The sequence below is a fragment of the Streptomyces sp. NPDC008086 genome, from assembly GCF_042957325.1.
GTDB lineage: Bacteria > Actinomycetota > Actinomycetes > Streptomycetales > Streptomycetaceae > Streptomyces.
Genome location: NZ_JBIBIA010000013.1, coordinates 1 through 15,007 on the forward strand (window position 1 = coordinate 1; position 15,007 = coordinate 15,007).

General features: G+C 68.1%; 7 protein-coding genes. All 7 read right to left on the reverse strand.

The genetic code is table 11. From position 1 onward, the window contains the following. The coding region (locus ACFZBP_RS36435) for an amino acid adenylation domain-containing protein (protein ID WP_391419810.1) at positions 1–8,152 on the reverse strand (8,152 nt) is incomplete at its 3' end. 49 nt (positions 8,153–8,201) lie between these two features. Next, positions 8,202–9,356 (reverse strand): aminotransferase class I/II-fold pyridoxal phosphate-dependent enzyme, encoded by a 1,155-nt coding sequence (locus tag ACFZBP_RS36440; protein WP_391419812.1) that lies wholly within the window; start codon positions 9,354–9,356, stop codon positions 8,202–8,204. 96 nt (positions 9,357–9,452) lie between these two features. Beyond that, positions 9,453–10,016 (reverse strand): carbonic anhydrase, encoded by a 564-nt coding sequence (locus ACFZBP_RS36445; RefSeq protein WP_391419814.1) that lies wholly within the window; start codon positions 10,014–10,016, stop codon positions 9,453–9,455. 555 nt (positions 10,017–10,571) lie between these two features. Beyond that, the gene (locus ACFZBP_RS36450) at positions 10,572–11,921 is read right to left on the reverse strand and encodes a cation:proton antiporter (protein WP_391419817.1); all 1,350 of its coding nucleotides are present in this window, start codon (positions 11,919–11,921) and stop codon (positions 10,572–10,574) included. Between the two features lie 8 nt (positions 11,922–11,929). Then, entirely contained in the window at positions 11,930–13,132 is a 1,203-nt protein-coding gene (locus ACFZBP_RS36455; RefSeq protein ID WP_391420103.1) for a beta-ketoacyl-ACP synthase II, read from the reverse strand. A gap of 104 nt (positions 13,133–13,236) precedes the next feature. Then, positions 13,237–13,521: a phosphopantetheine-binding protein gene (locus ACFZBP_RS36460; RefSeq protein ID WP_391419819.1), complete on the reverse strand. Its 285-nt coding sequence runs from the start codon at positions 13,519–13,521 to the stop codon at positions 13,237–13,239. A 59-nt stretch (positions 13,522–13,580) separates the two neighbouring features. Then, positions 13,581–14,588, reverse strand: a complete 1,008-nt coding sequence (locus tag ACFZBP_RS36465) for a beta-ketoacyl-ACP synthase 3 (RefSeq protein ID WP_391419822.1) — start codon at positions 14,586–14,588, stop codon at positions 13,581–13,583. Positions 14,589–15,007: the final 419 nt, after the last annotated feature.

Below are 15,007 nucleotides of genomic sequence, written 5' to 3' on the forward strand. Positions count from 1 at the left end.
TCCCCGGATCCTCTTCACGCCCCAGCAACACCCGCTGCCACACCGTGTAATCCGCATACTGCACCGGCAACGGCTCCCACCCAGGAACCACACCCGCCAACCGCGCCTCATACGCCACCGCCACATCCCGCAGCAAAGGCGTCAACGACCACCCATCACCCGCAATGTGATGCAACACCAGACACAACACATGCTCCAGCTCCCCCAACCGGAACAACACCGCCCGCAACGGCAACTCACACGACAGATCGAACGAACCACCCGTCACCGACTCGACCGCCGCATCCAGACCCGCACCATCCACATCGACAACCCTCAACACCTCCCCCACCGACTCCACGCCCAGCACCTCCTGAACCGGCACACCCCCACGAGACGGAAACACCGTCCGCAACACCTCATGCCGACCCACCACATCCACCAACGCACCCTCCAGCGCCGACACATCAAGCCCACCAACCAACCGCAACACACCAGGCAGGTGGTAGCGGAGGTCGCCGGCGCTGAGGTCCTGGAGGAACCACATGCGTTGTTGAGCGAAGGACAGCGGCAGCGGATCCGGGCGGTCGGGCAGGGCGGTCAGCGGTGGGCGTGAGCTGGTGCCGGCCTCGTCGACGCGGCGCGCGAGGCCAGACACGTCCGGTGCCTCGAAGAGGGTGGCGATGGGGATATCGACACCGAGTTCGGTCCTGATCCGGCTGATGAGGCGGGTGGCCAGCAGTGAGTGGCCTCCCATGTCGAAGAAGTTGTCGTGGACCCCGATGTGCGGAGTGCGCAGGACCTCGGAGAACAGGGCGAGCAGTACGTGCTCCTGTGCGGTGGCCGGTGCCCGGGTGGTCCTTCGGGGCTTCAGGTCGGGCTCGGGCAGGGCCTCGACGTCCACCTTGCCGTGGTCGGTGAGGGGCATCTCGGCCATGGTCGTGATGACGTCGGGGACCATGAACTCCGGGAGCTTCGAGCCCAGATGCGTACGAAGCTGGGACGACGTCGGCGCCGGGGAGGCAGGGGTGACGGCGTAGGCCACGAGCAGGTGCTGGCCGTCGGTTCCTTGCCGTGTCAGTACGACGGCGGCCTCGACCGCCTCATGCGTGGTGAGTGCCGTCTCGATCTCGGCGGGTTCTATGCGCACGCCGCGGCGTTTGACCTGGCGGTCGGCGCGGCCGGCGAACTCCAGGTGTCCGTCGCCGTTGCGGCGGGCCATGTCCCCGGTCCGGTACATGCGGCCGCCGGGCGTGAAGGGGTTGGCGACGAACCGCTCGGAAGTGAGGCCGGGGCGGTTCCCGTAGCCCCTGGCCATTCCCTGGCCCGCGATGTACAGCTCGCCGAAGACGCCGTCGGGCACAGGTCGGAGACGGGTGTCCAGGACGTATACGCGGGTGTTCGGGGCCGGCGTGCCGATGGGCGGGGTCTGGGTGCCCAGCTCGGCGGGCGCTTTCCATGTGGTGGCGTTGACAGTGCATTCGGCGGGGCCGTAGGCGTTGATCAGCTCGGCCTCGGACGCCGCACGCAGCTTGCGCACGGTCGCCGCTGACAGGTTGTCGCCGCCGCTGATAACGCGCCGGAGCGTGGGCGCAGGGGCGTGGGCCAGCTCCTCGGCTAGCAGGTCGAGAACGGCCGGCACGATGTCGAGGGTGGTCACCTCGTGCCGTCGGACCAGGTCCGCGAGCTTGGCGGGGTCACGGTCGGCGCCCGGCGAGGCTATGACAAGCTGGGCACCGGTCAGCAGCGTCCAGAAGATCTCCTCCACGGCCGCGTCGAAGTGCAGTGGCGACTTGTGCAGCACGGTGTCATCGGGCTTCAGCGGATGCTCGTGCTGGAGTGCCGCCACGAGGCTGGACACGTTGTCGTGTGTGAGCACGATCCCCTTGGGCACCCCCGTCGATCCCGAGGTGTACAGCACTGCCGCCGCCCGTGCGGTGCCCGCCCGGTGATGCGGCAGAACCTCCAGCGGTTGGGAGCCCGGCGCCTCGTCCAGCACGAGGAGTGTCGTGCTGGGGTCCGCGTCCCGGGTCATGTGTGCGGTGGCGGTGGTGGCGACCACGCACACCGGGGCGGTGTCCCGGAGCATGAAGGTGGTGCGGTCACCGGCGAGTTCAGGGTCGAGGGCCAGGAAGGCGGCGCCTGTCTTGAGCACCGCGAGGATCGTGACGATCTGCTCGATGCCGCGAGGCAGGGCGACGCCGATCACCCGCTCGGGTGCGGCTCCGTGGTGAGCCAGTTGTACGGCGCGTCGCTCGACACGCGTGTCGAGTTCGGCATACGTCAGGCTCTCAGCCTCTGTGGCGAGCGCGATCGCGTCGGGCCGGAGGGCGACCTGCCGGGTGAAGAGCGCGGGTAGGTCCTGGTCGGCTGAGTGGAGTTGGAGGGGCCGCCCCATCTGCTCGACGAGGCGCCGGTGTTCCTCGGTGGTGAGGATGTCGAGGTCGGCGAGGGGACGGTCCGGGTCCGTCAGGACGGCGTTCAGCAGCCGTCCCAGCCGGTCCGTGAGGGCGTGGGCCGTGGCGGTCTCGAAGAGGCTCGCGGCATGGGTGAGCCGGCCGTCGATGCCGGCAGGCTCGCCCTTCGGGGTGTGGCGCTCGGTGAGGTCGAAGGTGAGGTCGAAGCGTGCGACGCCAGGGTCGAGGGGCTCCAGGTCGAGCTGTAGGTCGCGTAGTTCCAGCGTGGGTTCGGGGTTGTTCTGGAGGGCGAGCATCACCTGGAACAGCGGGTGCCGGGAGGGTGACCGGTGTGGGTTGAGCACCTCCACCAGCCGGTCGAAGGGGAGGTCCTGGTGCTGGTGGGCTGCGAGATTGGTCTCGCGGACGCGTTCCAGCAGTTCGCGGAAGGTGGGGTTGCCCGAGGTGTCGGTGCGCAGCACCAGGGTGTTCACGAAGAACCCGACTAGGTCGTCCAGTGCCTCGTCCGTCCGCCCGGCGACCGGCGACCCCAGGGGAATGTCCTCCCCCGCGCCGAGCCGGGTCAGCAGCGCGGCCACGGCGCCCTGAAGCACCATGAACACACTGACCCCGCACTCACGGGCCAAGGCCACGACCCCGCGATGCACCGACGCATCCAGGCTGATGCCGGTCGTCTTCCCCCGCGGGTCGGCGACCGCCGGGCGTGGGTGGTCGAAGGGGAAGGCGAGTTGGTCGGGCAGCCCGGCCAGATGCGTCCGCCAGTAGGCGAGTTGCCGGCCGGCCAGGCTCGTGGAGTCGTCCTCGCCCGCCAGTAGGTTGCGCTGCCAAAGGGTGTAGTCCGCGTACTGCACGGGCAGCGGCTCCCAGGCAGGGGCGGTGCCCTCGCGGCGGGCGTCGTAGGCGGTCGCCAGGTCCTTGAGGAGCGGGGTGAGCGACCAGCCGTCCGCTGCGATGTGGTGGACTACCAGCAGGAGCAGGTGGTCGTCGGGTGACTTGCGGTAGAGCCTGATCCGCAAGGGTGTCCGGGTGGCGAGGTCGAAACCGGCGAGTGCTTCCCGCAGGAGCGCGTCGGCGTCCGGGAACGCCTCGACGTCGACAGTCTCCACCCGGGGAGCGGCCTGTTCCGGGGACAGCAGGTGCTGGAAGGGCTCTCCCGCGTGCTCCGGGTAGATGGTGCGCAGGGTCTCGTGCCGGGTCACCAGGTCGGCGAATGCCTGCTCCAGGGCAGCGTGGTCGAGGGGACCCCGCAGGCGCAGCGCGCCCGGCATGTTGTAGGCGAGGGTGTCCTCGTCCATCCGTTGCAGGAACCACATGCGGCGCTGGGCGGAGGACACGGGAATGCGCTCGGGCCTGTCCTGCGGGGCGAGTGCCGGACGGGTGGCGATGGTGTCCAGTGCTTGGGCGAGGGAAGCGACGGTGGGGTTCTCGAACAGCGTGCGGATCTCTGCCCCTGCTCCCAGAACCGTGCGGATACGGCTGATGAGCCTGGTGGCCAGCAGGGAGTGACCGCCCAGGTCGAAGAAGCTGTCGTCGACTCCGACGCGTTCGAGGCCCAGCACCTCGGCGAAGAGGTCGCACAGCACGCGTTCACGCTCGTTGCCAGGGGCGCGCGTGATGCCGACGGTGCGCAGGAAGTCCGGTGCGGGCAGGGCAGCCCGGTCGATTTTTCCGTTGACGGTCAGCGGCAGCCGGTCGAGGAGGACGAAGGCGGCGGGGCGCATGTGTACGGGCAGTTGCTCCTCGCACCAGCTCCGGAGGGCGGGGATCACCGTGGTGTGGCGGTGGGCCCCGTCCGGGTCATTGGCGTACCGGCGCGGGTCGGCCTCATCGGGTCGCGGTTCGAGGAGGGGGAGCCGGGGAGCGTCGGCGGTGCTGAAGGCTGCGTCGAAGTGGTGCGGGCCGCTGTCATGGGATGAGGTGAAGCGGACGTGGAGACCCAGCTCGCGTGCCAGCGCCTCCAGTTCCGCGGGGTCGACGGCGTCGGTGGTGCCGTGCAGTGCCGCGTGGGCCTCGCGGAGGTCGTGCGGGTTGTGTTCGAGTGCCGCGACTGCCGCATGCTCGGCGGCGAGCCGTGCGTTGGGGATGCCGTCGATCCGCAGGTCACCGTGGCACTGCCGTATGTGCCGGTGCATCTCCGTGCTGTCCGAGACGTCCGTCCCCCAGGTCAGCCGTGTGGTGTGGGGGCGTACGGCGGCGGGCGCGGAGCGCAGCACCACGTCGTAGCGATGCCGGGTCAGCTCGTTGTGGTGTGTGCCGTGCTTGAGGTACGTCTCGGCTTCGGTGAGACCGGGGATGTGCTGCGCGGCCGCTGCGAAGAAGCCGGGGTCGAGGCAGAGTTCGGTCTCCTTGAGCAGGTCCTGTGCGATGGCATGGCGCACCTGGGCGGGTTCGGCGTCAGGGCCTCCGCGGGCCACCTGGACAGCTGTGTGCAGCGTGGGGAGCAACGAGCGATGGCGTACGTCTCCGACGAACACGGCGCCGCCGGGAGCCAGGAGCTCGGAGGCTCCGCGCAGGACGCGCAGAAGGTACTCCCCCGAAGGGAAGTATTGAACAACGGAGTTGAGCACGATGGCATCGAAGTGACCCTGGGGCAGTCCACTCAGGTCGTCGGCGCGCTGGGCGCGCAGTCGGACCTTGCCGCGCAGCGCTGACTCGCCGGCCACCTGGCGTGCGAGGCGTTTCACGACCACCGGGGAGAGGTCGGTCGCCCAGTACTCGGCGCAGTCGGGGGCCAGCTGGGAGAGCAGCAGGCCGGAGCCCACGCCGATCTCCAGCACGCGCCGGGCGCCTAGTTCCGCGATGCGCTCCACCGTCGCCGCGCGCCATTCCCGCATCTGCGGCAGCGGGATCGGGGTTCCCTCGTCATAGCTGCTGTCCCAGCCGGAGAAGTCCTCGCCGAACGGAGCCGCATCCTGTCCTCCGTCGTAGAGGCGGTCGTAGACGGAGGCCCAGCCGCTGACGATCTCGTCATGCTGGGTCGGTGAGGTGTCGTCCGCGATGGGCACGAGGTAGGCGACCAGTTGCGGGTCGCGGCCCTCGTCCTCGCGGGCGACGACGGCTGCCTCGGCGACCGCGGGGTGGCGGCTCAGGGCCGCCTGGATCTCACCGGGCTCGATACGGAAGCCGCGGATCTTGACCTGGCCATCGGAGCGTCCGACGTACTCGAAGTCGCCGTCCGTCGTACGCCGCGCGAGGTCACCCGTACGGTACATGCGGCTGCCGTCGCCCGCGAAGGGATCGGCGACGAACCGGCTCGCGGTGAGGGCCTTGCGCGTCCGGTAGCCGGCCGCGGTCTGAGGTCCGGCGACATAGAGCTCTCCCACAACACCATCGGGGACGGGCTGGAGGCCGGCGTCCAGGAGATGCATACGGAAGCCGGGCAGGCCGGAGCCGATCACGCTGGAGCGTCCGTCGCGGGCGTCACTTGCCCGCAGCCGACGGTGGGTCACATGCACGGTCGTCTCGGTGATGCCGTACATGTTCACCAGGGCAGTGGCGTCTTCGGGGTGCCGGTCGAACCAGTCGGCCAAGCGTGCCGGGTCGAGGGCCTCCCCTCCGAACACGACCGTGCGCAGGCTCAGGGCGTCGCCGAGCAACGGGTTGTCCTGGTCGGCGCGGATGAGTTCGTAGAACGCCGACGGCGTCTGGTTGAGGACCGTCACCTGTTCGTCGACAAGCAGGGCGAGGAAGCGTCCGGCGTCCTGGGCGGTGTCCTTGGGGACGATGACCACGGCGCCACCGTGACGGAAGGCTCCCCACATCTCCCATACCGAGAAGTCAAAGGCGTAGGAGTGGAACAGCGTCCACCGGTCGTCCGCGCCGAAGGAGAAGTGGGACTCGGCGGCGGTCAGGAGGGACACGACGTTGTGGTGGGTGACGGTGACGCCTTTGGGCGTGCCGGTCGAACCTGAGGTGTAGATGACGTAGGCCGGGTGGGACGGGCGCAACGATGAGCTGCGGTCACTCTGCCCAAGCGGAGTTCCGGGCTGTTCGGTGAGGGCCTGCTGTACGGCGAGGGCGTCCAGCAGCAGTACGGGCGCCGTGACGTCCTCCGCGCGCCTCAGGGCTGACTCGGTTGCCGCCGTGCCGAGGACGACGAGTGGGGCCGCGTCGGTGAGGGTGAAGGCGATGCGGGCGGCCGGGTAGTCGGGGTCGACGGGCACGTAAGCGGCGCCGGTCTTGAGGACGGCGATGACAGCGATGACGAGTTCGGGGCCCCGGGGCAGTACCAGGCCCACGTGTTCGCCCGGTCCTACGCCAGAGGAGGCGAGCAGTCGGGCGAGTTGATTGGCGCGGGTGTCCACCTCCGCGTAGCTGAGTGTCCGGCCGTCGTAGGTGATGGCCGGATGGTGCGGGGTGCGGGCGGCGGAGCGTTCGAAGAGGTCGGGGAGTGTGGTGTGCTCGACTGGGAGCCGATCCCCGGGGTTCGTGGGAGGCGTCGGGGCAGGCGCCGGATGCACCATGCCGATCGCTGCGACGGGGGTCTCGACTTCGGCTGCGGCGAGGTTGCGCAGCAAGGCGAGGTAGGCGTCGTGGAGGACGGCCGGCTCGTCGGGCCCGTAGAGCCGGGGGTTGGCGTCGAGGTCGACGCGGAGGCCGTCGCCGTCGGGGTAGACGCCGAGCACCAGGTCTTCCACGGCGCCGATGGTGAGGTTGTGCAGGGTCGCCGGGTGCCCCGCGAAGGTGAACTCGTTGACGAACGGCATGATGTTGAGGTGCGGCCCGCACAGACGCCCGCCGGCGGGGACCGCGAGGTCGCGCCGCGTCTGCTCGTAGCGGTAGAGGCGGTGCTTCATCGCGGCCCGTGCCTCACCGGCGGTCCGCTCCACGAGGTGGCCCAGTGTGGTGCCCGCGTCGAATGTGAGGCGGAGGGGGAGCATGTTGGAGACCATGCCGGGGGTGTCGCGCTGTGCCCCTGTTCGCGCGGTTGAGGGGAGGCCGAGTACGAGGTCGGTACTGCCCGTGAGCCGGTGCATGAGGAGGCCGAGGGCGGTCATCATCAGCACGGGCCAGCTGGTGCGGTGCCGGCGGGCTGCGGCACGCAGCGCGTCGAAGTCCTCGCTGCCGAGGGCGCCTGTGTACCGCAGACGTTCTTGCTGGTCGGTCGAGCGGCCGCTGGACAGCGACAGCGGCTCGGGGCAGTTGGCGAGGCGCTGGGTCCAGAACGTCCGGTCGTCCGCGTAGCGGCTCGACGCGCGGTAGGCGAGGTCGTCGCTGAGGAGTGTGCTCGCGTCCGGCAGAGGGTCACCCGCGGGGCGGTTCTGGGAGAGGCGGGTATAGAGGTCGGCGGCGCGCTTCATGATGAGCGCAGCGCTGTAACCGTCCACCACGATGTGGTGGGCCCGCCGGTAGTAGACGTGATGATCGGCTGCCAGCTTGAACAGCCGGTCGGTGTACACGGGGTCGCGCAGCAGGTCGACCTCGGTGTGGGCGTCCTGCCGCATCCACTCCAATGCCGCACCCCTGGGGTCCTCTTCGGTGGTGAGGTCGGTGAGGGGGACGGACCAGTGGGGGTTGGCCGGCAGAGTTTGTACAGGCTTGCCGTCGATCAGAGTGAAACGGGTGTGGAAGGCCCGGGCTTCCTCTGCGGCCTGCGACAGGGCAGTGCGGAGAACGCTGTCGTCGAGCTCGCCGTGAATCTCCGTGAAGTCCGCGAGATTGTAGGCCGAGGCGTCGGCCGCGATCTGGTGCGCGATCCAGATTTCGGATTGCGCGGCCGACAGCGGGTGGGTCTCGGCGGGCTCGACGAGGGACATGCTTCTCCCTTGCTCGGTGGAACAGGTGCGGGGTGGATGCGTGCGGCGCTCAGGCCGTCCGGGACGTGGTGCCGAGGCGCTGGGATAGGAAGTAATCCCGCAGCAGCGCGCCGGCCTTCTCGATCAGTGGCGTGTCCCGGCTCAAGGCAACGCGGAGGTAGCGCTCGCCCTGGCCCTTGTCAGCCCAGAAGAAGGGGTCGCAGGGCAGGGTGTGCAGTCCGGCGCGGCGCAGTTCGCGCCACACGGGACGGGAGGACAGGTGGTCGGGCAGCTTCACCAAGGTGACGCTGACGCCGGACGGATGGGAAGCGAGTGACGCGCCGGTGTCCTCCAGCGCTTCGGCCAGCACTGTGCGGTTGCGGCGGATGAGCGAGTGGATCTGCTCGTAGCCGCCCTTGCGTGCGTCCTCGGCGAACTCGGTGACGAGGGACAGCACGAAGGGGCTGACGCTCAGCAGGACGTCGGACAGGTTCTCGACGATGTCGAAGGAGCACTGGCGGGAGTAGGAGATGAAGCCGAGCTTGAGCTCTAGCAGCGGCCAGAGCTTGCCGGTGTCCTCAATCATGATCCACTCGACGCCGGTCTCGTCGAGCAGCGCGTACATGTCGGGACGGTCCTGCGGCGCGAATCCGCGGAAGCAGGTGTCAAGGATCAGAGGTATGCCCCGGTCGGCACAGGTGACGGCGATCCGGCGCAGGGCCTCGGTTCCGATGACGGTGCCGGTGGGGTTGTTGGGCACGGTGAGGAAGACGGCATCGAGCCGATGCAACTCGGGTATCTCACCCTCGGTGAGAGCCCTCTCCTCCAGGGGGACCAGCTGATGGCCCCACCCCAGCAGCAGGTCGGGGATGTTGTCGAACGTGGGGTGGATCAGCCCGATGGACCGCACTCTGGGGCGCAGGGAGCGGGCGACCACGTCCATCGCCACGGACGAGGCGTAGCTGGAGTGGACCCGGCCGGCCTCGACCGGGGCGGTGAACTGGCCGAGGGAGTCCAGGAAGGTTCGTTGGGCTCGTCGTTCGATTTCGGCGAACTGTTCCTCCGCGGCCCGCGCGAAGATCTCCGGCATGCGCTGGAGAATGCGGTGTTGGGTGGGCGAGAGGCTCTGTCGCGGGTGACCGTCGCTGACGTTCAACCCTCCATCAAGCGCGAGCATTTCGTACTTGGTGAGGTTGGTCAGCGCGAGACTGCCGGCGCCACTCAAGTCAATTCCTTTCGTCGGAGGACTCCCTGTTTTCGGGCAGGGTCAATCAGAGCGCGCCGGATGATTCGTCACGCCCGGTTTACTGCTGAGCAAGTTTCACCGCACCGCGCTGGGCACCTGACGCGCCAGGGGGACAAAAGAGTTGTCCCGCGGGGAGTAGATGTCAGTGGCCCCGGTCTCGGAAGAATGAAACAGCGCGCGCAGGCGGAGGTCCCCGCCTCGCCGGCCGGACTCCAGAGCGGGATAGCCGGCCAGGTTGGCCAGTTGCGTCAGAAGGTGGGCGCGTGCCGCACGGTCATGGGCCTCCGCGTCGATTTCCGCACCCGCCGACGCACCGACGGCTTCTCGGCTGGCCGCCCGGGAGTTCCCCACGAACAGCCACCGCCGCATGGAGGCCGAAACGCTTTTCTGAGCGAGGAGCGCGGCGACTGCGGTACAGCCGGAGTGCCCCGATATGACTACGTCTTTGAGATCCGGGAGGGTCAGCGCATATTCGATCGTAGCTATGTCTCCTGAGACGATACGCGGGTTGTAAGGAAGGACTATGTTTCCGATGTTGCGCACTTCGTAGATCTGGTCCGGATCGGCGACGAACCGCTGCGGAGCCAGGCGGGATTCCGTGCAGGAGATGAAGAGGACCTTCGGCAGATCCTTGCTCATTTGGTCGCGAGCTCGCGAACGTGGGCGTGGCAAAGCCGACCGGGATGAACGCGGGGTACGCATGATGTCGTCTCTCTGTCGCGGCGGTGTACGAGCAGAACGCGTCTGAACGTGACCGCTTCAGAGCAACCACATCTGAAGCTTTGACCTGATAGGGCCGTCGCGCAGTGGATTTGACCGATGAGTCGCGAGATGCTTCCAGGGCGGGCCACGAGGCGCCTTTCCCGTCAACGGGCTCACCGAGACCAAGGGCGGTGGCTCGGCAACACATTGGTGTGGCACAGGCCGCGCTTGGAGGGTTTCCTGATCCGCGCGTTCGCAGACCGTGTCGGGAGCCGACGGGCCGTCGTCGCGCCTCTCCGTAGCCTCGCTGTCCTGGGCGGGCGCGGCGGCCACGGAAGTTGCCGGCTGAGTCTCTACCAGTGGTGCGGTGTGGCCCAGCAGGGCATGCCCGCACATGAGCACAGGCAGCAGCCACCTAACCAAAGTTCGTAATAAACCAGCGTGCGCCATCTACAGCCTTCCCCCGTCGGCTTCACGTAGTTGAATCGCTAATCAGCCACTTGGATCCTTGAGTGCTCCAATGCTCGTCCGGCTGTCTACGCTAACCGATACCGATCGGTTCTGGTCATCACTGTCCACGGAGGGCAACCTTCCGCCCAGCGAGAGTTTGCACAGCGGGAGCGCACTGGCAGTAGTAACCAGGGCGACCAGCACCAATAGGGAGAACGCCTTCTGACCAATGATCCCCTGCGCAAAGCCCACGTTGATGAAAACAAGAATCATGAGCCCTCGCGCGTTCATCAGGGAGCCCATGGCGGACCCTTCACGCCAGCTGAATCCGCGTGCCTTCATCACCGCGATGCAGCCGACGTACTTGCCGACGAAGGCGGCCACGACCAGGGAGACGAGCTGGAGGAGCGTGGCGGGATCGGTGAAGCCGTCGATCTTGGTGTTGAGGCCGGAGAACGCGAAGAAGATGGGCACCAACAGGATCTGGACGGTGTCCAGGAGTCGCTCTCGCAGGGCACGCCGGAACACCGCGCCCCGGGGCATGGCCACGCCGACCAGGAACCCGCCGAAGACCGCGTAGATACCGATCTGCTCGGTGATCAACCCCGCGCCGAGCACCGACACCAGCACGACACAGAACTGACCGCTGGTCAGCATGCCGCTCCGCTCGACCTTATCGCCCAGCTTGCCCAGCAGGCGCCGGCCCAAGGTCATAACGGCGACCGTGAAGACCACGGACAGCAACACGGTGCGCATGCTCTCGTCGAAGCCGCCGCCCTTGTGGAACGCGACGAGAAACGCCAGCAGGCACCAGGCGACGGCGTCGTCGACGGCCGCGGCCAGAAGTGCCAGCATGCCCAGGGGAGTTCGCTCCAGACCGTTGTCGTAGAGCATGCGAGCCAGGATCGGGAAGGCCGTCACCGCCAGCGCCCCACCGATGAACACCGCGAACATCGGAGGGCTCACGTCGTCCAGCGACAGGCTGTCGTAGAAGAGAAGCCCCACGCCGCATCCGACGGCCATGGCGGGCAGGATGCTCGCTACGGCCACATACACGGCCGTGCCTTGATATCCCTTGGGCGCGGTGTGATGGTCCAGGCCGAGGCCCACGAGGAACATGAACAGCGTAAGGCCTATCGTGCATAGCACGTACAGGACCGGTTTCACCTCTGCGCTGAACAGTGAGTCCTGGGCATCGGGGGCGACTCGACCCAGCAGTGTGGGGCCCAGCAGGATGCCGGCAACCATCTCGCCCAGGACGCGGGGCTGCCCCAGCATGACGAAGAGTCTTCCGCACAAGGCGGAGAGGACCAGAATGACGAGGACCGCGGGCAGCACATCGATGACCAGCTGCACGTTCGCATCCGCGGCGGCCAGCTGTACGTTCTGCATGTCAGCCCCTAAGCCCTGGTGAGTATGAGAGCAGCGTTCTGGCCGCCGAATCCGAAGGAGTTACTCAGGGCCGCCTCCACCGTCTCCTCGCGTGCGGTGCCCCGTACGACGTCGAGATCGACGGCCGGGTCCGTCTCCCGCAGGCCGGCTGTGGGTGGCACGACCTGGTGTTTGAGAGTGAGGGCGGTGAGCGCTGCCTCCACGGCACCGGCCGCTCCGAGGGAGTGACCGGTAACCCCCTTCGCCGCGGTGACCAGTGGGTGCCTACCAATGACGCGCCGCACCATCCGTCCCTCGGCGAGGTCGTTCAACGGCGTCGAGGTCCCGTGGGCGTTGACGTGGTCGATCTCGCTCGGGAACAGCTCGGCGTCCCGCAGGGCGGCTTCCACCGCGCGCTGGGCGCCTGCTCCCTCCGGGTCCGGCCGCGTCTCGTGGCCGGCGTCGGCCGAGGCGCCGTATCCGCTGACGTACGCGTACACCTGGGCGCCCCTGGCCCGCGCGTGGTCAGGGTGTTCGAGCACCAGGATGGCGGCGGCCTCGGCGATGACGAACCCGTCCCGGTCCACGTCGAAGGGCCGGGAGGCCCTTCCAGGATCCTCGGTGTTGCGGGACAGCGCCCCCGCCCGGGCGAAGGCGGCGACGACGGAGTGCACGAGGCTGGACTCGGCGCCCCCGGTGATGACGATGTCGCAGCTGTCGTGGCGCAGCAGGTCGCGGGCGACTCCGAGCGCGGTGGTCCCGGAGGCACAGGCGGTGCTGGTGACCAGGCTCGGTCCGCAGGCCTGAAGGTCGGTGGCCATCTGACCGGCGATCAGGTTGGGCAGCGACATGGGGATGGTCAGCGGCGAAATCCGCTCGGGTCCGAGCTCGCGCAGCCGGTCGTACTCCCGTTGCCAGGTGCCGATGCCGCCCAGCGCGGAGCCCAGCACGGTGCCAACGCGGGCACCTTCCCACTCCGCCGTGTCAAGGCCAGCGTCGGCGACCGCCTCGCGTCCCGCGACCAGCGCCATCTGGGTGCAGCGGTCCAGCCGCCAGGCGGCACGTCGGCCGAGGACCGCGTCTCCGTCGAACGCCGAGGCCTGGCAGGCCAGTTGAACCGGCATCCCGGCCAGTTCCGGGATCACCGCGGTCGTGGGACGGCCCTGGACGACGGCCTCCCACGTCCGGGCGGTGTCCGGGCCCGCCGCGGTGATCATGCCGATACCGGTGATGGCGGCGTGGAAGGGCTCTGTTCGGCGCCGCCCGCTCGGGCCGCCTCGTGACGGCCCGGCAGTCACAGCTGCCCCCTCGGCAGCTCGGATGTGCGGCGCGTGACTCATACCTGGCCCTGCGCGCCGGCGTGTTCGACCAGCTTGTCCTGGAGGAGCGTGACGACCTCGGCGATCTTCTGCTCACCGTTGAAGTCGTCGTCGGCTATGGGGATCTCCAGCACGCTCTGGAGCACGTCGGAGAGTTCCACCAGCGCCAGAGAGTCGAGTCCGAGCTCTCCAAAGGTCATGTCCGGAGTGACTTCGGTGCCCTCGACACCGAAGCGCGTGACGAGCTCGGATCGCAGCTGGTCCTGAAGCTGCTCGGCGGAGGGGTGCACGGAGGCAGTCACAGTGTTCCCTTCGTAGTTGTGACTAGTGGTGGTGGTCAGCCGTTCGTGACGCGTTCGCGTCAGTCGGGCTGCGGTGTGATGCTCGGCCAGGTCAGCGCGGCCGCGCCCCAGGTGGCTCCCCCGCCGTAGGCGGTCAGGAGCACCCGGTGCCCCGGCCTCAGTTGTCCGCCGGCGACCGCATCAGCCATGGCCAGCGGGATGGATGCCGCGGCCGTGTTCCCGACGCGGTCGAGGTGGAGCGCGCAGCGCTCCATGGGCAGAGCCAAACGCTCGGCAACGGCCTGAAGGATGCGCCGGTTCGCCTGGTGCGCGACGAGGCAGTCAACGTCCTCGGGGCGCCAGCCCGCGCGCTCGCGCACCTCCTCGGTGACGGCGGCCATACGGCCGACCGCGTGCCGGAAGACGGACCTCCCCTGCATGGTGAAGTACCGGCCTTCCTGTTCCGGATCGGCCGGGTCGAAGGGTTCCCTGGAACCGCCCGCCTGGACGGTGATCAACTCCCGGAGGGAGCCGTCACTGCCCAAGACCGAGGGTCCCAGGGCGCCGGGCTCGTCCGGATCGCCGGGGCGCAGGACGACGGCGCCTGCACCGTCCCCGAAGATGGGCCGGGTGCCGCGGTCGGCCGGCGCCAGGATCGTGGAGAACGCGTCCGCCCCGATGAGCAGGACACGTCGTGCACTACCGGCCGCGATGAAGCTGCTCGCGGCGGTCAGCCCGTACAGGAAACCGCTACACACGGCGGACAGGTCCCACGCCGGGGTGTCCACGAGGCCCAGCCGGTGCGCCACGGAGGGCGCGGTGGCGGGACACGGATGGTCCGGCGTGCTCGTCGCAAGGATCACCAGATCGGCAGGTTCACCGCCGGCAGATTTCAGCGCCCGAGCCCCCGCCTGAACGGCGAGATCTCCAGTGGAGATGCCGGGTTCGACGACTCGGCGTTCCCGGATTCCGGTTCGGCTGCTTATCCACTCGTCCGTGGTTTCCATGATTTTCGCGAGGTCGTCGTTGGTCACCACCTTTTCCGGCAGATAGGCGCCGAGACCGCAGAGCACAGCACTCTTCTGCATGACTCATCACCCCCTTCGGCGGACGAAAGTAACACGGCAGCAAGACTATTTCTACAGGCTGCCAGAATTCATTCACCAGCCCTGAAAACGACTACCATTAACGGCCAACAAGTGGCAACGACTGTCGTTTTATCAAGCATTCATGCAGGTCAGAGCAACAAGGCAGGCAACCTGGGGCGCTGACGGCCGTAATTTCATTGCCCGACCCCTCGCCGTCATGCTTCACTGCGCCTCATTCCAAGAACCCACTCAAGTCGGTCGCCTCATGCACAGTCGGCCTGCTTTTCAATACGTGGTGATCGGACGGATCTACCCTCAGCACTTCCGACAGGGAGGAATAGCCGTGCCGTCAGTGGTTCCTGTTCGCGGCGACGAGATGACCGATGAATTCATCAGCTTCGCGCCACGCCTTTACCGTG

Coding starts and splice junctions, on each gene's coding strand:
- ACFZBP_RS36450 (WP_391419817.1), bottom strand. CDS start 11,921: ATGCAGAACGTACAGCTGGCCGCCGCGGATGCGAACGTGCAGCTGGTC.
- ACFZBP_RS36445 (WP_391419814.1), bottom strand. CDS start 10,016: ATGAGCAAGGATCTGCCGAAGGTCCTCTTCATCTCCTGCACGGAATCC.
- ACFZBP_RS36465 (WP_391419822.1), bottom strand. CDS start 14,588: ATGCAGAAGAGTGCTGTGCTCTGCGGTCTCGGCGCCTATCTGCCGGAA.